General features: G+C 74.4%; 17 protein-coding genes. 11 read left to right on the top strand and 6 right to left on the bottom strand.

Annotated features, from left to right (window positions below):
- The first annotated feature begins 147 nt into the window (after window positions 1-147).
- The 4 genes from ECOMGDLI_RS11925 to ECOMGDLI_RS11935 all read left to right on the top strand — a co-directional run bounded on the left by ECOMGDLI_RS11925 (window position 148) and on the right by ECOMGDLI_RS11935 (window position 3,423).
- The gene (locus tag ECOMGDLI_RS11925) at window positions 148-978 is read left to right on the top strand and encodes an ANTAR domain-containing protein (protein ID WP_143447666.1); all 831 of its coding nucleotides are present in this window, start codon (window positions 148-150) and stop codon (window positions 976-978) included.
- 4 nt (window positions 979-982) lie between these two features.
- Window positions 983-1,993 carry a DNA topoisomerase IB gene (locus ECOMGDLI_RS11930; protein WP_088317058.1) on the top strand — a complete coding sequence of 337 codons (1,011 nt, stop codon included), beginning with the start codon at window positions 983-985 and terminating at the stop codon, window positions 1,991-1,993.
- A gap of 136 nt (window positions 1,994-2,129) precedes the next feature.
- Window positions 2,130-2,273, top strand: a complete 144-nt coding sequence (locus ECOMGDLI_RS35340) for a GPGG-motif small membrane protein (RefSeq protein WP_198950309.1) — start codon at window positions 2,130-2,132, stop codon at window positions 2,271-2,273.
- 355 nt (window positions 2,274-2,628) lie between these two features.
- Window positions 2,629-3,423, top strand: coding sequence for a hypothetical protein (locus tag ECOMGDLI_RS11935; protein ID WP_143447667.1), 795 nt, complete (start codon window positions 2,629-2,631; stop codon window positions 3,421-3,423).
- A 31-nt stretch (window positions 3,424-3,454) separates the two neighbouring features.
- Here the strand turns inward: ECOMGDLI_RS11935 and ECOMGDLI_RS11940 are convergent, their stop codons facing one another.
- Window positions 3,455-5,065, bottom strand: a complete 1,611-nt coding sequence (locus ECOMGDLI_RS11940) for a methyltransferase domain-containing protein (protein ID WP_088317060.1) — start codon at window positions 5,063-5,065, stop codon at window positions 3,455-3,457.
- Between the two features lie 50 nt (window positions 5,066-5,115).
- Between ECOMGDLI_RS11940 and ECOMGDLI_RS11945 the strand changes: the two genes are divergently transcribed.
- From ECOMGDLI_RS11945 to ECOMGDLI_RS11965, 6 genes are all read left to right on the top strand, one after another.
- A complete protein-coding gene (locus ECOMGDLI_RS11945) occupies window positions 5,116-5,769 on the top strand; it encodes a helix-turn-helix domain-containing protein (protein WP_088317061.1) in 654 nt (217 codons plus the stop codon).
- A gap of 80 nt (window positions 5,770-5,849) precedes the next feature.
- Entirely contained in the window at window positions 5,850-7,304 is a 1,455-nt protein-coding gene (gene lysS / locus ECOMGDLI_RS11950; protein WP_088317066.1) for a lysine--tRNA ligase, read from the top strand.
- A 109-nt stretch (window positions 7,305-7,413) separates the two neighbouring features.
- The gene (locus tag ECOMGDLI_RS11955; RefSeq protein ID WP_088317062.1) at window positions 7,414-8,166 is read left to right on the top strand and encodes a hypothetical protein; all 753 of its coding nucleotides are present in this window, start codon (window positions 7,414-7,416) and stop codon (window positions 8,164-8,166) included.
- Between the two features lie 52 nt (window positions 8,167-8,218).
- Window positions 8,219-8,380: a hypothetical protein gene (locus ECOMGDLI_RS35345; protein WP_198954788.1), complete on the top strand. Its 162-nt coding sequence runs from the start codon at window positions 8,219-8,221 to the stop codon at window positions 8,378-8,380.
- A 369-nt stretch (window positions 8,381-8,749) separates the two neighbouring features.
- Window positions 8,750-9,094, top strand: a complete 345-nt coding sequence (locus ECOMGDLI_RS11960) for an Lsr2 family protein (RefSeq protein ID WP_088286504.1) — start codon at window positions 8,750-8,752, stop codon at window positions 9,092-9,094.
- A gap of 142 nt (window positions 9,095-9,236) precedes the next feature.
- Complete coding sequence (locus ECOMGDLI_RS11965) at window positions 9,237-9,431, top strand: helix-hairpin-helix domain-containing protein (RefSeq protein WP_088317067.1); 195 nt, start codon at window positions 9,237-9,239, stop codon at window positions 9,429-9,431.
- Between the two features lie 42 nt (window positions 9,432-9,473).
- Here ECOMGDLI_RS11965 and ECOMGDLI_RS11970 read toward each other — a convergent pair whose 3' ends face one another.
- The 5 genes from ECOMGDLI_RS11970 to ECOMGDLI_RS11990 all read right to left on the bottom strand — a co-directional run bounded on the left by ECOMGDLI_RS11970 (window position 9,474) and on the right by ECOMGDLI_RS11990 (window position 15,533).
- Window positions 9,474-11,030, bottom strand: a complete 1,557-nt coding sequence (locus ECOMGDLI_RS11970) for a 4-coumarate--CoA ligase family protein (protein ID WP_088317063.1) — start codon at window positions 11,028-11,030, stop codon at window positions 9,474-9,476.
- Window positions 11,031-11,167: 137 nt separating this feature from the next.
- The gene (locus ECOMGDLI_RS11975; RefSeq protein WP_088317068.1) at window positions 11,168-12,184 is read right to left on the bottom strand and encodes a TerC family protein; all 1,017 of its coding nucleotides are present in this window, start codon (window positions 12,182-12,184) and stop codon (window positions 11,168-11,170) included.
- 324 nt (window positions 12,185-12,508) lie between these two features.
- Window positions 12,509-13,174 carry an LUD domain-containing protein gene (locus ECOMGDLI_RS11980; RefSeq protein WP_088317070.1) on the bottom strand — a complete coding sequence of 222 codons (666 nt, stop codon included), beginning with the start codon at window positions 13,172-13,174 and terminating at the stop codon, window positions 12,509-12,511.
- Window positions 13,171-14,745 carry a lactate utilization protein B gene (locus tag ECOMGDLI_RS11985; protein WP_198954789.1) on the bottom strand — a complete coding sequence of 525 codons (1,575 nt, stop codon included), beginning with the start codon at window positions 14,743-14,745 and terminating at the stop codon, window positions 13,171-13,173. The genes ECOMGDLI_RS11980 and ECOMGDLI_RS11985 overlap by 4 nt, the downstream gene beginning before the upstream one ends.
- Window positions 14,742-15,533, bottom strand: coding sequence for a (Fe-S)-binding protein (locus tag ECOMGDLI_RS11990; protein ID WP_088317064.1), 792 nt, complete (start codon window positions 15,531-15,533; stop codon window positions 14,742-14,744). Before ECOMGDLI_RS11990 ends, ECOMGDLI_RS11985 begins: the two co-directional genes overlap by 4 nt.
- A 105-nt stretch (window positions 15,534-15,638) precedes the next feature.
- Between ECOMGDLI_RS11990 and ECOMGDLI_RS36290 the strand changes: the two genes are divergently transcribed.
- Entirely contained in the window at window positions 15,639-16,373 is a 735-nt protein-coding gene (locus tag ECOMGDLI_RS36290) for a FadR/GntR family transcriptional regulator (RefSeq protein WP_088317065.1), read from the top strand.
- Window positions 16,374-16,481 lie beyond the last annotated feature (108 nt).

The raw sequence follows: 16,481 nt of genomic DNA on the forward strand, positions 1-16,481 counted from the left end.
TCTACGCCCGGCACCTCGGCCATCCCGAAGGGGCCGACTGGAGTCGTGGGTCGTCAGGGCGGGGGTTAGGTTGACCGACGCTGTATGCCCTGAACATCCCCAAACGGGGCGTACTTCAACCCTCTTTGCGGAAGGGATTTCGATGTGGTGACCGCACGCGAGTACGGGGACGAGCTCCTGAGGCGGCTTCTCGAGCACGCGACGACCGCCACCGGGGCGCTCGGTGCCGGCCTGAGCCTCACGGACGGGACGCCGCGCTCGGTGGCCGCCGTCGGCGTCGCGACGGTCCTCGACCCGGCGCAGTGGACGGCCGGCGACGGCCCGCTCTGGGACGCCGTCCGCGGGGCCCGCCGGGTCGTCGTCCCCAGCCAGGACGACGGCGACGAGCCGTTCGACCCGCGTCGGCACGCCGGCTTCGCCGAGCTCGTCACGGCCCAGGAGCTCGGCGCCGTCCGCGGCCTCGTCGTGACGCCCGGGGAGTGGTCGGGCGAGGAGCCGATGGTCATGTCCCTCTACCTCGACCGGCCGGTCGACGCGGCGGTGGCCGCGGTCGTCGACGAGTACGAGACGTTGCTCGGCAGCGCCCTCGCGGTCGTGGAGTACTGCGCCGGCGAGGAGCTCAAGGCCGAGCAGATGCTCCAGATGGTCCAGTACCGCCGCGTCATCGAGCAGGCCAAGGGGCTCGTCATGGCAGGCGTCGGCGGGGACGCCGCGACCGCCTTCACGACGCTCTCGCGCGCCAGCCAGCACTTCAACATCCGGCTGCGCAACCTCGCCGTCGCGCTCGTCGAGCACGTGGGCCACGCGCCCGCCGAGGGGCCGGACGACCTCGCGCAGGTCGTCGTCCCGAGCGACCACGACCGCCAGGTGGCGGCCCAGGTCTGGCTCGCGCTCACCGCGCAGCCGAAGGGCCCCGGCGCGCAGCGGGTGGACGACGGGCCGACGGTGCCGGGCGTCGACGACACCTTCGTCGGCTGAGCCGGTGCGGCTGCGCAAGGTCACGTGCGACAGCCCGGGGATCGCCCGGGTCCGACGCGGCCGGGGGTTCGGCTACGTCTGGCCGGACGGCAGCCCGGTCGCCGACCCGGAGGTCGTCCAGCGGGTCGAGGACCTGACGATCCCGCCCGCCTGGACGGACGTCTGGGTCTGCATGCGCGCGAACGGCCACCTGCAGGCCGTCGGCACGGACGCGCGCGGCCGGCGGCAGTACCTCTACCACGCGGCCTGGCGCGAGCAGCGGGACCGGGAGAAGCACGAGCGGGTGCTGCGGGTGGCCCGGCGGCTGCCCGCCGCGCGGGTCGTCGTCGCCGATCACCTCGCGGGCCGCGGCCCGGCCCGGGAGCGGGTGCTCGCCTGCACGTTCCGGTTGCTCGACCTCGGGTTCTTCCGGGTCGGCGGTGAGGACTACGCCGAGGAGAACGGCACGTTCGGGCTGTCCACGCTGCGGCGCGAGCACGTGCGCGTCGGCACCGGCGGCCGGCTGACGTTCGACTACGTCGCGAAGTCGGGGGTCCGGCGCAGCGTGGTCCTGCACGACACCGCCGCGCACGCCGTCGTCGCCGCGCTGGCCCGCGGCCGGGCGGGCGAGGACCGGCTCTTCCGCTACCGCACCGGCCGGCAGTGGCACGACGTGACGAGCGCGGACGTCAACGACTACGTCCGCGAGCGCCTCGGGGACGCCACCGCGAAGGACTTCCGGACGTGGCACGCGACCGTCCTCGCGGCGGTGGCGCTCGCCGTCTCGACCCGGGCGCGGACGTCGACGACGGCGCGCAACCGGGCGGTGTCGCGCGCGATGACCGAGGTGAGCACGTACCTCGGCAACACCCCGGCGGTCTGCCGGGCCTCGTACGTCGACCCGCGCGTCGTCGACCTCTTCCACGACGGGCGGACGATCGCCGCGGCGCTGGACCGGATCGGCGAGGGGGCGGCACCGGACGCCCCGGCGACCCAGGGCGCGGTGGAGCGGGCGGTGCTCCGGCTGCTCACGTGAGGTGCGTCGGGGCCGTCGGGGAGGTCGATCAACTCACGTCGATCACGCGTGCATGAGATCGCGGCGGCCGGGTACTCGGGTGATCGTCAGACCAGTACCCACCGGGGATCCCCCCCACCCCGAGAAGGAGGCCTCCGTGGCCACGCTCCTGTGGATCATCGCCGTCGTGCTCGTCATCGCCGGCATCCTTGCTCTCCTGCGCCGCCAGATCCTCTGGGGCGCGGTGCTCATCATCGTCGGCCTGCTCGTCGGGCCGGGCGGGGTGAGCATCTTCGCCTGACCGGGGCACCGGGAGGCCGCTGCGCGGCCCCACCGGTGCCGACCGACGGGCCGACGGCCCGTCCGCCGAAGGGGTCCGGCGGGCGGGCCGTTCGCATGCCCGGCCGCCGTCGACCAGGCCGCGGAGGGCGGTCCTGGCACGTTTCAAGGTCACGATCCGGTCGCGGCGGACAGGTTCACCGCGCGGCGCTGCTGGAACTGTGTGTAGTTGCATGATTACTTGGAGTTCCTGATCCGACGACGGCGTCGGATCAGGACCGTGCGTCCCCGGCCCGTGGCCCGGCCCGGGGACGCCGTACCGCCGCATGCGCGACGGTCCGACGCCAGGCGGGCCGATCCGGAGGTGGGACGCACCCGTGGCCATGTCGACGGCGCGCCGGGACGGCGGCGTCGGGCCGGTCCTCTCCGCCCGGGGCGGCCGGCACGTCGCGGTCCCCGGGACGGGGTCGGCCGCCCTGACGGTGGTCGGCCCCCGGGCGGCGCAGCCGCGCGGTCGCCGGGCCGTCCGCGACCCGCTCGCCGAGGGGCCGCCCGCGGACCGGGTCGTCGACGTCGCGGACGCGGCCCCGGCCCCGGCCGTCAGTGCTCCGGCCGTCAGTGCTCCGGCCGTCAGCGCTCCGGCCCCCACAGCCGCGGTCACCCCGGCCGCCACCGCCCGGCCCGGCCGGGCCGGCGTCGTCCGGGCACTGCTGCACTCCGCCGTCGCGCTCCAGGCCGAGGACCTGCTGCGGACGATCGGTGCGCTCGCGGTCGCCGCGCAGCGCAGCGAGGGCACGACCGCCTCCGTCGACTGGATCGGCTGGGTCGAGCGGGACGTCCGCGACCTGGGCCACCTCGCCCGCGCCGCCCTCGAGGTCGGCGCCTCGCTGCCGGCCGGGCTCGACGTCGGCGGCGGTGACCCGGCCCGCCCGGAGAGCGTCATCGAGGGCCTGCTCGCCGGTCACGAGGCGGTCCTCGGCGTCCTGCGGCACCTCGACGCCGTCGGCGGCGACGAGCCCTGGAACGCGGTCGTCGCACGGATCGCGGCCCGCCGCGAGGCCGAGGCGGCGGCACTGCGGGTGACCGTCGGCGACGGCGCCCCCCGGGACCCGGAGCGGCTGCACGTCGGCCGGGCGCCGGACCGGCACTTCAGCCCGGACCTGCTCGTCTGAGCCGCTGCGGCGCCCCGGGTCGCGGGCGGGCTCAGCGTCGGCGGCGGGCCACGAGCACCGCGTCGTGCACCGTGGCGGCGTCGCCCTCGTGGCCGAGCGCGGCGCGTTCGCGGGTCTGCGCGGCGACGACGTCCCACGCCTGCGGGTCGAGGTCGGCCGCGACCTCCTCGGCGGTGAACATCATCGCGGGGAAGTGCATCCGGTGCGCCGAGGTCCGCAGGTCGCGCGGGTGGTGCCCGACGACGAGGAGCGTGCCGCCGGGCGCGACCGCGTCGGCGAGCCGCGCGTAGAGCGCGCGGCGGACGTCCCCGGGCAGGTGCATGAACTGCGCCGACACGAGGTCGTAGCCGTCGCCCGCGGCCTGCGGGTCGGTGCGCAGGTCGGCACGGACCCAGGTCGTCCGGGCGGCGACGTCGGCGCCGGCCGCGGCGGCGTGGCCCGCGGCCCGCTCCAGGGCCGTGGCCGAGATGTCGACGCCGGTCACCTGCCAGCCCCGGCCCGCGAGCCAGACCGCGTCCGCACCCTCGCCGCAGCCGACGTCGAGGGCCCGGCCGGGGGCCAGGTGCTCGGCCTCGGCGACGAGCCAGGTGTTGGGCCGGCCGCTCCAGATCGACCGGCTCGTCCCGTAGCGCTCCTCCCAGGCGGGCGCCTCGAACATCGTCGCGGCGGCGTGCCGGTAGGCCTCGACGGCCTGCCGGGTGTCCTCGGCGACGAGGTCGGCATTGATCGCCGCCCCGGCCATGAGACCGGCCGCCGCGGCCGACACCACCTGCGCCATCGCCGCCGTGACGTTCCCGGCGACCCAGACCCCGGGCGCCGCGGGGGCGCCGTCCGCACCGCCGGGGACCTGGGTCGCGACGACGTGGCCGAGCACCTCGAGCGGTTCGGCGGCCAGGCCGAGGCCCGCGAGGACGTCGGCCCGGGCGGAGAACGTCGGCGCGACGACGAGCACCTCGAGGTCGACGACCTCGCCCGAGGCGAGCCGGACGCCGGTCAGCGCGTCGTCCGTCGTGAGCACCTCGACGACCTCGCCGTCCACGGGCAGGACCTGCCGGGCCGCGAGCATCTCGGCCGTCGCCTCGTCGGGTGCGCCGGTGGTGTGCGTCAGCAGCAGGACGTGCGGGGTGAGCTGGCGCCACAGCTGCGCCTGGTGGACGGCGAGCGGGCCCGTCGCGAGGACGCCCACCCGCCGGTCGCGGGCCTCCCAGCCGTGGCAGTACGGGCAGTGCAGGACGTCGCGGCCCCAGCGGGCGGCGAGTCCGGGCACGGCCGGCAGGTCGTCGACGAGACCGGTCGCGACGAGCAGCCGCCGGGCCCGCACCCGGCCGCCGTCGGCGAGGGTGACGACGAAGCCCTCGCCGTCGCGCTGCGCCGCCTCGACCCGGCCGTCGACGACCTCACCGCCGTACCCGAGGACCTCGGCCCGGCCGGCGGCGATCAGCTCCGCCGGCGGGACGCCGTCCCGGCCGAGGAGGTTGTGCACGCCCGCGGCCGGGGCGTTGCGGGGCTCGCCGGCGTCGACGACGAGGACCGACCGTCGCGAGCGGGCCAGGGCGAGCGCCCCGCTGAGCCCTGCGGGACCGCCGCCCACGACGACGACGTCGTACGCCGCCGTGCCGTCGTCCGTGCTGTTCTGCGTCATGGGGACACCGTCGACGACGAGCGGGCCCGCTAGCAACTACTCTTGCCGGTATGGCAAACGACGACGGGGCGGTGCTCGCCGGGGTCGGCCCCCGGCTGCGGGCGTTGCGGGACCGGCGCGGGACGACGCTCGCGCGCCTCGCCGAGGAGACCGGGATCTCGGTGAGCACGCTCTCGCGCCTGGAGTCCGGGCAGCGCCGCCCGACCCTCGAGCTGCTCCTGCCGCTCGCGACGGCGTACGGCGTCGGCCTCGACGAGCTCGTCGGCACCGGTGCGACGCAGGACCCGCGGGTGCGCCCGGAGCCGATCGTCCGCCACGGCGTGACGTTCCTGCCGCTGACCCGGCGGCCGGGCGGCGTCCGGGCGTTCAAGCAGGTGTTCCCGCCGGGGGTGCCGGCGACGCCGCCCCGGCAGGGCAGCCACGACGGGTACGACTGGCTCTACGTGCTCACCGGCCGGGTCCGGCTGCTGCTCGGGGACCAGGACCTCGTGCTCACCGAGGGCGAGGTCGCCGAGTTCGACACCCGCGTGCCGCACAGCGTCTCCAACGCCGGACCGGGGGTCGCCGAGGTGCTCAACCTCTTCGGGCCGCAGGGCGAGCGGGTCCACGTCCGGGCCCGGACGGCCGCCCGGGGCGCCGCGGCCGCGGCCACGCCCGGGGACGGCGGCGAAACCCGGTCGGGGCAGGGCCGCACCCGCCGGTAGCCTTGGCCGTCGTGACCGAGGACCAGACGACGCAGGCCGGGACGACGCAGGGCGACGGGGACGACGACCTGCCCGAGCAGATGCGCGTGCGCCACGAGAAGCGGCAGCGCCTGCTCGACGCCGGCACCGAGGCGTACCCCGTCGTGGTCCCGCGTACCCACTCCCTCAAGCAGGTCCGCGACACCTACGGGCACCTCGAGGCGGGTGAGGAGACCGACGACCTCGTCGGGGTGACGGGCCGGGTCGTCTTCGTCCGCAACACCGGCAAGCTCTGCTTCGCGACCCTCCAGGAGGGCGACGGCACCCGGCTCCAGGCGATGCTCTCGCTCGCCAACGTGGGCGAGGAGGCGCTCGCCGCCTGGAAGGCGGACGTCGACCTCGGCGACCACGTCTTCGTCCACGGCCGGGCCGTCTCGTCCAAGCGCGGCGAGCTCTCCGTCATGGCCGACGGGTGGCAGCTCGCCGCGAAGTCGCTGCGCCCGCTCCCGGTGCTGCACAAGGACCTCAGCGAGGAGGCCCGGGTCCGCCAGCGGTACGTCGACCTCATCGTCCGGCCGGCCGCCCGGGAGAACGTCCGGCTCCGCGCCGGCGTCGTCCGCTCGCTGCGGGAGTCGTTCCACCGCAGGGACTTCGTCGAGGTCGAGACCCCGATGCTCCAGGTGCTCCACGGCGGTGCCGCGGCGCGCCCGTTCCAGACCCACATGAACGCCTTCGACATGGACCTGTACCTGCGGATCGCGCCGGAGCTGTACCTCAAGCGCGCCGTCGTGGGCGGCATCGAGAAGGTCTTCGAGATCAACCGCAACTTCCGCAACGAGGGCGCGGACTCCTCGCACTCGCCGGAGTTCGCGATGCTCGAGGCGTACGAGGCGTACGGCTCCTACGACACGATCGGCGCGCTGACGCGGGATCTCGTGCAGGAGGCCGCGGTCGCCGTCCACGGGTCGACGACGGTGACGCTCGCCGACGGCAGCGAGTACGACTTCGGCGGGCAGTGGCGCGAGATCACCCTCTTCGGCGCGCTCTCCGACGCGCTCGGCGTCGACGTCGACGCGCAGACCCCGCTGGAGCGGCTCGCCGAGCTCGCCGCCAAGCACGACGTCCCGGTGCTCGCCCACTACGGCCCCGGCAAGCTCGCCGAGGAGCTCTTCGAGGCGCTCGTCGTGCCGGACCTCTACGAGCCCACGTTCGTGCGGGACTTCCCCGAGGAGACCGCACCGCTCACCCGGGCGCACCGCACGACCCCGGGCCTGGCCGAGAAGTGGGACCTCTACGTGCGGTCCTTCGAGCTCGGCACCGGGTACTCCGAGCTCGTCGACCCGGTGGTCCAGCGCGAGCGCTTCGTCGACCAGGCGCGGTTCGCCGCCAAGGGCGACCTCGAGGCGATGCAGCTCGACGAGGACTTCCTGCGGGCCATGGAGTACGGCATGCCGCCGTCGGGCGGGATGGGGATGGGGATCGACCGGCTGCTCATGGCGATCACCGGCCTGGGCATCCGGGAGACGATCCTCTTCCCGCTCGTCAAGCCCGAGTAAAGCCTTCCTCAGGGGGTGGCCGAGGGGTCCCGGCGGCTCCGGCCGCCCTCTAGAGTTCCTCCGGTTCGATCTTCGGCCCGGCGCGGGCCGCATCACCCGGGGGAGTGACGTGGACGTCGGCCGTGCGACCGGATGGCTCGCGGCGCTCGCGGCCCGGCCGGACGGCGAGCAGCCGCAGCCGGCCGAGGAGTCGCTCGCGCTCTGCTCGACGCTCGCCGCCCGGCTCGCCGCCGACCACGCGTCGGGGCTGCTCCACGGCGACGCCCTGCCGCCGGTGCTGCGCGCCCCCGAGCTGCTCGCGGGCGATCCGGCCACGCCCGCCTCCGACGTCTACGCGCTCGCCGCCGGGCTCTGGACGATGCTCGCGGGCCGGCCCCCGCACGTGCTGCCCGGTGAGGACGACGTCGACGCCGCGACGCTTCGGCAGCGGCGCGCACGGCCGCCGGGCGACCTCGCCGACCTGCCGGCACCGCTGACCTCGCTGCTGCGCCGGGCGCTCGCCGGCGACCCCGCGGAGCGCCCGGCCGACGCCGACCTGCTCCGCGCCGCCCTCGACGACTGCGCGGACCTCGTCGTCTACACCCGCCGCCGCGAATGGGGTGACCGGCTCCGGCCGCGGCCGGTCGCGACCCGGTCCGACGTGCCGGCCGGACGAACGGCCGCGAACGACCATCCGGCCGAACCGGTCGCGGCAGTTGTGCCGACACGGCCGGCACCGCCGGGCGCCGACGGGCGACCGGCCTCTCGGCCGGTGCGCCGCCGCCGTGCCGTCCTGCTCCCGGCGCTCGCGGTGCTGCTGGCGCTGGCCGCCCTCGCGGCGATGCTCGTCCTCACGTCGCCGGGCGGCGCGGGAATGTTCTGACCGGCGCCGCTCCCGGTGCGCCGGGGCGGCCACGGGTCCGTATTCTGGTCGTGTGCTGAAGTTCCTGCTGGCCGTCCTCCCGAGCGCCGGGGTCCTGTTCATCTTCTGGATCGGGATCCGGTCGATGCTCCAGGCCGACCGCCGGGAACGCCTGGCCCAGGCCAGGATCGACGCCGAGCAGGACGCCGCCGCACGGCGCGACGCCGCCGGCTGAGCGCCGTCCCGAGGGTTTCTGCGGTTCATTTCCACGTTGCATCCGTCGGTCCGTCACGGGCCCCGTGGGAAGCGTCCCGACGACTGTCGAGAATTCAATGACCGACGTGTCGACGGGTGTGACGAAGATCGGCAGCGGGATTGATCGTCACTCGAAGTGGTGACTTCATCACCCGAATTCTCCGGCCCTCGGACCGGGAATTGTCACCGGCGTGCCGACGACATGAAGTCGTCGCCTCCGGGAAAGCGGCCCATTCCATTCCGCTAACCGAAGTACGAGTTGACAAAATTTTGACACGGAGCGCGGAATGGGTCCAATATTCGCCTTAGGCGGGGGATTCACTTCACGACTAACTCTGGAGAACTTTCCATGGCCCAGAAGGTCCAGGTCATCCTCGTCGACGACATCGACGGCGGCGAGGCCGACGAGACCGTCAGCTTCTCGCTGGACGGCGTGAGCTACGAGATCGACCTTTCCGAGTCGAACGCGACCGAGCTGCGCGACGCGCTGGCCCAGTGGGTCGGTCACGCCCGTCGCGTCGGCGGCCGGTCCACGGCCCGTCGTGCGGCCGCGCCCAAGAAGAACGGCGCGGCGCCCGCCGCCAAGGCCGACCTCGCGGAGGTCCGGTCCTGGGCGCGCGAGAGCGGCTACGAGGTGAGCGACCGCGGTCGCGTCTCCGCGCAGATCCTCCAGGCGTACGACGAGGCGCACTGACCCGTCCGCGTCATGACGCGGTGAGAACGACGAGCGCGCGGCAGGTCCCGACCGGACCTGCCGCGCGCTCACTCGTCGGTGCGGGCGTCTGGCTGCCGTCGTGCGCCGCTGTCGACGTCCGGGCAACCGTTACCGTGTGGCCGTGGCGTCGTCGCTGAACGAGCTCCCGAAGGTCGGTGCGCCCGCGACCCGTGCCCTGGTGGCCGCCGGCTTCACGCGCCTGGAGCAGCTCGCGGGCCAGCCCCGGGAGCGGCTGGCTCAGCTGCACGGCATGGGGCCCAAGGCCTTGGCGGTCCTCGAGGCCGCACTCGCGGAGCACGGCCTGCACCTGGGGTGACCGGTGCCCGGGTGCGGCCGCTGCCGCACCCGGGACGACGGGTCAGCCCTTGGCCTGCTCCTTGAGGATGCGCCGCAGGATCTTGCCGGAGGCGGACTTCGGGACGGCGTCGATGAAGTGCAGCCGGCGGATCTGCTTGTAGTGGGCGACCTGCCCGGCGACGAACTCCTGGATCTCCTCGGCGCTCACGTCCTGACCGGCCTTGAGGACGACGTAGGCGACGGGGATCTCGCCGGCCTCCTCGTCGTCCAGGCCGACGACGGCGGCGTCGGCGACCGCGGGGTGGGTGAGCAGGAGCGCCTCGAGCTCGGCGGGCGGCACCTGGAAGCCCTTGTACTTGATGAGCTCCTTGAGCCGGTCGACGACGAAGATGTGGTGGTCCTCGTCGACGTGCCCGATGTCGCCGGTGTGCAGCCAGCCGTCCTCGTCGAGCGTGAGGGCGGTCGCCTGCGGGTTGTTGAGATAGCCCTTCATGACCTGCGGCCCGCGGACCCAGATCTCGCCGTCCGCGCCGACGCCGAGGTCCTCGCCGCTGGCGGGGTCGACGATGCGCATCTCGGTGTTCGGGGCCGTGATCCCCGCCGAGCCGGGCTTGAACATCCCGACCGGGGTGAGGTGCGAGACGGGCGAGAGCTCGGTCATCCCGTAGCCCTGGACGACCTCGCAGCCGAGCCGGGCCCCGGCCTCGACGGCGAGCTCGGCGGACAGCGGGGCCGCGCCCGAGAACACCTGCTCGAGCTTGCTCATGTCGAACTTGTCGACGAGGGGGTGCTTGGCCAGCGCGACGACGATCGGGGGAGCCACGAACGACCGGGTGACCCCGTACTCCTGGTGCACGGACAGGAACTGCTCGAGGTCGAACCGGGGCAGCGTGACGACCGTGGCACCGGCCCGCAGGCCGCAGTTCATGAGGACCTGCATGCCGTAGATGTGGAAGAACGGCAGGACGGCGACGAGCGTCTCGTCCTCGCGCATCTCGGCCGGGCCGAGCACCTGCGCGATGTTCGCGACGAGGTTGCGGTGGCTGAGCATGACGCCCTTGGACAGGCCCGTCGTGCCGGACGAGTACGGCAGGACGACGGTGCTCTCGGGGTCCACCGGGACCTGCTCCGCGAGCGGGGCGCCGAGCAGCGCGGAGAACGGTTGGCCGCCCTCGACGTCGCCGATGACGTAGATGTCGTCCGGGCCGATCCCGGTGCCCTCGGCGGCCTTGCGCGCCGCCTCGAAGAACGGCGCGACGGTCACGAGGATCTTCGCACCGGCGTCGACGAGCTGGTGGTGGATCTCGCGCTCGGTGTAGGTCGGGTTGATCGTCGTGATCGCCCCGCCGGCGTAGGCGACGCCGTGGAAGACGATCGCGTACTCGGGGATGTTCGGCGACAGCAGGGCCAGCACGTCACCGGGCACGAAACCCCTGGCCACGAGGCCGCCGGCGAGCGCGCGCACGCCGCCCGCGAGGGCCGCGTACGTGAGGGTCCGGCCGCTCGTGCCGTCGATGAGCGCCGGCTTGTCGCCGAGCTCGGCCGCCCGGGCCAGCACGTAGTCGGGGAGCGTCGTCGTGGGGATGTCGACGTCCGGCAGCGGGCTGCGGTGGATCATGCGTCACTCCTTCGTGGCGTGTCCAGGCCGTTCGGTCGGTGCCGGCCCGTCGTCACGGTACGCACCGGTAACCGGCGCCGCCACCCCCACCCGTGATCGGGATCACGGGTGGGGGTGGCGGGCGGTGGAGGTCTGTCTCAGCCCTGGCGCGGGGCTGCCTCGACGACCGCGTCGGAGCCGTCGTCCGAGCCCTCGACCGGGGCCGCGCCGTGGCCGTCGTCCCCGGTGCCGCCCCGGGTGGCGAGCAGGCTCGTGACCGTGACCGTGGCGAGGATGCCGAGGATGACGAAGAGGCTGGCGAGGGTCGGCACCTCCGGGACCGAGGCCCACTCCTTGTGCGCCCAGTGCAGGACGAGCTTGACGCCGATGAAGCCGAGGATGATCGCCAGGCCGTAGCCGAGGTGGACCAGCCGGCTGAGCAGGCTGTTGAGAAGGAAGTACAACGCCCGCAGGCCGAGCAGGGCGAAGGCGTTCGTCGCGAAGACGAGGTACGGGTCGTCGGTGACGCCGTAGACGGCGGGCACCGAGTCGACGGCGAACACGACGTCGGTCGCGAAGACGGCGACGACGACGAGCGCGAGCGGGGTGAGGGCCCGACGGCCGGCCTGGCGGACGACCATCTTCGTGCCCTGGTAGTCATCGGTCACCGGGAAGAAGCGGCGGATGAAGCGCACCGACTTCATCTGCGAGACGTCGACCCCCTTGTCGTGGCCGCTGCGGGCGTCGCGGTACACCTTCACCGCGGTCGCGAGGAGGATGCCGCCGAAGACGAGGAAGGTGATCGTGAAGCGCTCGAGGGCCGCCGCGCCCGCCGCGATGAACACACCGCGCAGGACGAGCGCGCCCACGATGCCGAAGAGCAGCACGCGCTGCTGGAGCGCGGCGGGCACGGCGAAGGCGCCGAGCAGGAGCATGAAGACGAAGAGGTTGTCGACGCTCAGCGACTTCTCGACGAGGTAGCCGGTGATGAACTCCGTGCCCCGGGCCGAGCCCCAGTGCCACCACACCCAGCCCGCGAACGCGAGCGGCAGGGCGATGTAGAAGATCGACCAGCCGGCGGCCTCCTTGGTGGAGACCTCGTGCGGGCGGCGGGTCAGGAGGAAGTCGAGGGCGACGAGGAGGACGACCGCCCCGATCGTCACGGCCCAGAGCATCGGGGTGCCCACGTTCGCCGGGTCTGCAGCGGTGCCGGTCTGCTCGGCGCCGAGCCACGGCGTCAGGGCGGGCAGGAAGGACTGCACGGAGGCGGATCTCCTCAGGTCGGACGTCGGGGGGACGACGCACCCAACCGAGGTCTCCTCCACCCGCACGCCGTGCGGGCCGCCGCCCGGGGCCCTGATGGCAGGACCGTGATGACCGGGACGGCGCGTGGGAGTACTCCCCTCGCTGACGACCAGAGTAGTGGACTGATCTTTGATGCGCGAATCAAAGGTCGCACGTGAGGGGTGATCCACCCGTTCGGCCGTCTGCGGGCGGCCTCAGCCCTCGACGAGCACGACGACGAGGGTGCGGGGTCCGTGGACCCCCTCGACCCGGTCGAGCTCGATGTCGCTCGTCGCCGACGGGCCGCTCACCCAGGTGAGCGGCCGCACCGCGTCGAGCCGGGGCAGCGCCTCGGGGACCGAGCCGACGACCTGCGCGGCCTCGACGACGATCAGGTGGTAGTCCGGCACGAGCGTCAGGGCCCGCCGGCCGCAGACGGGGGAGGAGTCGAGCACGATCGTGCCGGTCTGGGCGACCGCGACCGCGCATCCCGTGAGCACGCCGTCGACGGCGTCGAGCGTCGCGACGGAGAGGGCCTCGCCGCCGTCGGGCGCCGCGCCGTCGGTGACGGTCTCGACGTCGGCGCCGGCGAGCCAGGCGGCCGGCAGCCCGGCCGGCGCGGCGATCCGGCGGGCACCGTGCGCGGCGAGGGCAGCGGCCACCGTCGCGCCGACGGCGCCGGGCGGGCAGCGGTGGACCTCCGCCTTGTAGTCGACGAGCCGGTCGACGAGCAGGTCGAGCAGCACGGGGTCGCCGGGCGCCCGGCCGAGCGACGTCCGGTACTCCCGCGGGACGGGGGACGGCTCCGGTGCGGCGGCCCCGGAGCGGCCCAGCGCCGTCCGGATCCGGTCGAGGACCTCGTCCCGGGCGGAGGTCGTCACGACCGGTCCCCTCTCGTGCGGGCCCACCACTGGCGGAACGTCTCGGGGGGCGGGGCGGGCGCGTCGCGGGACGTCGTCCACGCCGACAGCGGGGGTGGCAGGCTGCGGATCCGGCCGTCGCGCGCGAGCACCCGGCCGAGCTGCAGGCCCTTCTCGGCGAGCGAGAAGCGGCCGGCGTCCCGCATGACCCAGGCGGCCGCGGACATCGCGGCGTTCTCCGCGCTCGCCGGCAGGCCGGGCACGCGACGCTGCGCCTGCGCGGTCTCCACGTGCTTGGCGCGCAGGTGCACGAGCATCGAGGGGATGTCGATGCGCACCGGGCAGGCGTCGAAGCAGGCCCCGCACAGCGACGACGCGTACGGCAGGGTGTCGACCGGGTCGCCGCCGGCCGGGGCGTCCGCGCCGTGGCCGTGCATGCCCGCGAGCTGCGGGGTGAGGACGGCGCCGATCGGGCCCGGGTACACCGAGCCGTACGCGTGCCCCCCGGTCCGCTCGTAGACCGGGCACACGTTGAGGCACGCCGAGCAGCGGATGCAGTGCAGGGCCTGCCGGCCGGCCTCGTCGGCGAGGGTCGCCGTCCGGCCGTTGTCGAGGAGCACGAGGTGGAACTCCTGCGGCCCGTCGGGGGCGCCGTCCGCCGTCCCGCCCGACGTCCCGCCCGACGTCTTGGGGGCCCCGGTCCACATCGAGGTGTACGGGTTCATCCGCTCACCGGTCGACGAGCGCGGCAGCAGCTGGAGGAACACCTCGAGGTCGCGCCAGGTCGGCAGCAGCTTCTCGATCCCCATCACGGTGACGAGGGTCTGCGGCAGGGTCAGGCACATCCGGCCGTTTCCCTCGGACTCGACGACGGCGAGGGTGCCGGTCTCCGCGATCGCGAAGTTCGCACCGCTCACCGCGACCCGCGCCGCGAGGAACGTGCGCCGCAGGTAGGCCCGCGCGGCCATCGCGAGCACCCGCGGCTCGTCGGTGAGGCCGGGGTCGACGTCGGGCATGTGGTCGAGGAAGATCTGCCGGATCTCCGCGCGGTTGCGGTGAATCGCCGGCACGAGGATGTGCGACGGGGTGTCGTCGGAGAGCTGGACGATGAGCTCGGCGAGGTCGGTCTCGACGGCGGCGATCCCGGCCTCGGCGAGCGCCTCGTTGAGGCCGATCTCCTGCGTCGCCATGGACTTCACCTTGACGACGCTCGTCACCGGGTCGTCCGGTGTGCCCGCGGCGCGGACGAGGTCGAGGACGATCCGGTTGGCCTCGTCGGCGTCCCGGGCCCAGTGCACGTGACCGCCGCGGGCGGTGACGTTCTCCTCGAGCTGCACGAGCAGCTCCGGCAGCCGGGCCATGACGTCGGCCTTGATCGCGGCGCCCGCGGCGCGCAGCTCCTCCCAGTCGTCCAGCTCGCCGACGACCCGTGCGCGCTTCGCCCGGATCGTCGACGTCGCGTGGCCGAGGTTCTTGCGCAGCTGGGTGTCCGCGAGCGCCTTGCGGGCGGCGACGGGGAAGGTGTCCGCGCCGCGGAGCGTGCCGCGCTCGGTGGCGACCGGCAGACCGGGCATCCCCAGGAACGTCGTCACAGCGCCGCCTCCCAGCCCTCGCCCGCGAGGATCTCCGCGAGGTGCACGGTCTTCGTGCCGACCCGCAGCCGGGACAGGCCGCCGCCGATGTGCATGAGGCACGAGGAGTCCCCGGCGGTGACGACCTCGGAGCGGGTCGTCTGCACGGCGCGGATCTTGTCCGCGAGCATCGCCGTCGAGGTGTCGGCGTTCTTCACCGAGAAGGTGCCGCCGAAGCCGCAGCACTGCTCGGCGTCCGGCAGCTCGACGAGGTCGAGGCCGTGGACCGCGCGCAGCAGCCGCAGCGGCTTGTCGTCCACCCGGAGCATCCGCAGCGAGTGGCACGTCGGGTGGTAGGTGACCCGGTGCGGGTAGCGGGCGCCGACGTCGGTGACGCCGAGGACGTCGACGAGCAGCTCGCTCAGCTCGTACGTCCTCGCGGCGACGGCCTCGGCCCGGTCGGCGAGCCCGGCGTCGGCGCGGCCCTGCTCGGCCATCCGCCGGGCGACGAGGGCGTGCTGGTGGCGCACGGACCCGACGCACGAGCCGGACGGCGCGACGACCGCCTCGACGCCGTCCCCGCCCTCCGCGCGCGGCCGCAGCGCCGCCTCGAAGACGTCGACGTGGTGCTCGACGACCGGCAGCGCCTCCCGCTGGTAGCCGGTGTTCACGTGCATCTGGCCGCAGCAGGTCTGCCCCGACGGGAAGACCACCTCGTGGCCGAGCCGCTCGAGGAGGACGACCGTCGCCTGCGCGGCGCGGGGGAACATCGCGTCCGCGAGACAGGTGGCGAAGAGCGCGATCCGCATGGTCCTCCTCGACCGGACGGGGGGCGGCCGGCACCAGGACGGCCGGGCAATGGTCAGACCAAGGTAGCGGTCTGTCCGGAGCAGTGGAAGCGCTAGCCTGCGGCCATGACCGACGACCCGCTGCTGCGGCCGGTGGAACGGACGCGCACGTACGAGGTCATCCTGCGCCAGGTCGAGGAGCTCCTCACCTCGGGCCGGCTGCGTCCGGGGGACCGGCTGCCGCCCGAGCGTGGCCTCGCCGAGCAGCTCGGGGTGAGCCGGCCGTCGGTCCGCGAGGCGCTCAAGGTGCTCGAGGCGCTCGGTGTCGTCGAGACGACCGGTGGCCAGGGCCGGGACTCCGGCGCCGTCGTCGTCGCCCGGCCCGGGATCGCCATCGGTGCCGCGATGCGGATCCACGTCGCCACCGAGGGGCTGCCGATCGCCGACCTCGTCGAGACCCGGGCGCTGCTGGAGTCCGCGGCGATGCGCCGCCTCGGCCGCCGGGTCGCTGCCCGGCCCGACGGGGTGGGGCTGCTCGCCCCGGCCGAGGCCCTCCTGGTCGAGATGAAGGCCCCGGACCTGTCGCCCGAGCGGTTCCACCACCTGGACACCGCGTTCCACCTCGCGCTCGCCGAGGCCGCCGGCAACGTCGTCGTCCACGTCGTCATGGCCTCGCTCCGGGAGGCCATCGAGGGCTACGTGCTCGACGCCGTCCCCCGGCTGCCCGACTGGCGCACGACGTCCGCCGGCCTGCGCCGCCAGCACGCCGCCATCCTCACCGCCCTGCGCAGGGGCGACGGCGACACCGCTGCGACGGTCGTCGACCGCCACATCCACCAGTTCTGGTCCCGCACCCGCTGACCGCCGAGCCGCCCGTGCTCGTGGTGGGTACCGGTTCGGAGCCCGTCGCGGCGCCGGAACGGTACGCGGCGTGAGCAGGAGCGGTGGGGCGGGTCAGGAGGACGAGGG

Source organism: Kineosporia sp. R_H_3, from assembly GCF_002198675.1.
GTDB lineage: Bacteria > Actinomycetota > Actinomycetes > Actinomycetales > Kineosporiaceae > R-H-3.

Bases quoted from the DNA above. Each gene is read 5' to 3' on its own strand.
- ECOMGDLI_RS11945 (WP_088317061.1), top strand. From the start codon at position 5,116: ATGGCAAACGACGACGGGGCGGTGCTCGCCGGGGTCGGCCCCCGGCTG.
- ECOMGDLI_RS11960 (WP_088286504.1), top strand. From the start codon at position 8,750: ATGGCCCAGAAGGTCCAGGTCATCCTCGTCGACGACATCGACGGCGGC.
- ECOMGDLI_RS11975 (WP_088317068.1), bottom strand. From the start codon at position 12,184: ATGCTCTGGGCCGTGACGATCGGGGCGGTCGTCCTCCTCGTCGCCCTC.
- lysS (WP_088317066.1), top strand. From the start codon at position 5,850: ATGCGCGTGCGCCACGAGAAGCGGCAGCGCCTGCTCGACGCCGGCACC.
- ECOMGDLI_RS11990 (WP_088317064.1), bottom strand. From the start codon at position 15,533: ATGCGGATCGCGCTCTTCGCCACCTGTCTCGCGGACGCGATGTTCCCC.
- ECOMGDLI_RS11940 (WP_088317060.1), bottom strand. From the start codon at position 5,065: ATGACGCAGAACAGCACGGACGACGGCACGGCGGCGTACGACGTCGTC.
- ECOMGDLI_RS36290 (WP_088317065.1), top strand. From the start codon at position 15,639: ATGACCGACGACCCGCTGCTGCGGCCGGTGGAACGGACGCGCACGTAC.
- ECOMGDLI_RS11970 (WP_088317063.1), bottom strand. From the start codon at position 11,030: ATGATCCACCGCAGCCCGCTGCCGGACGTCGACATCCCCACGACGACG.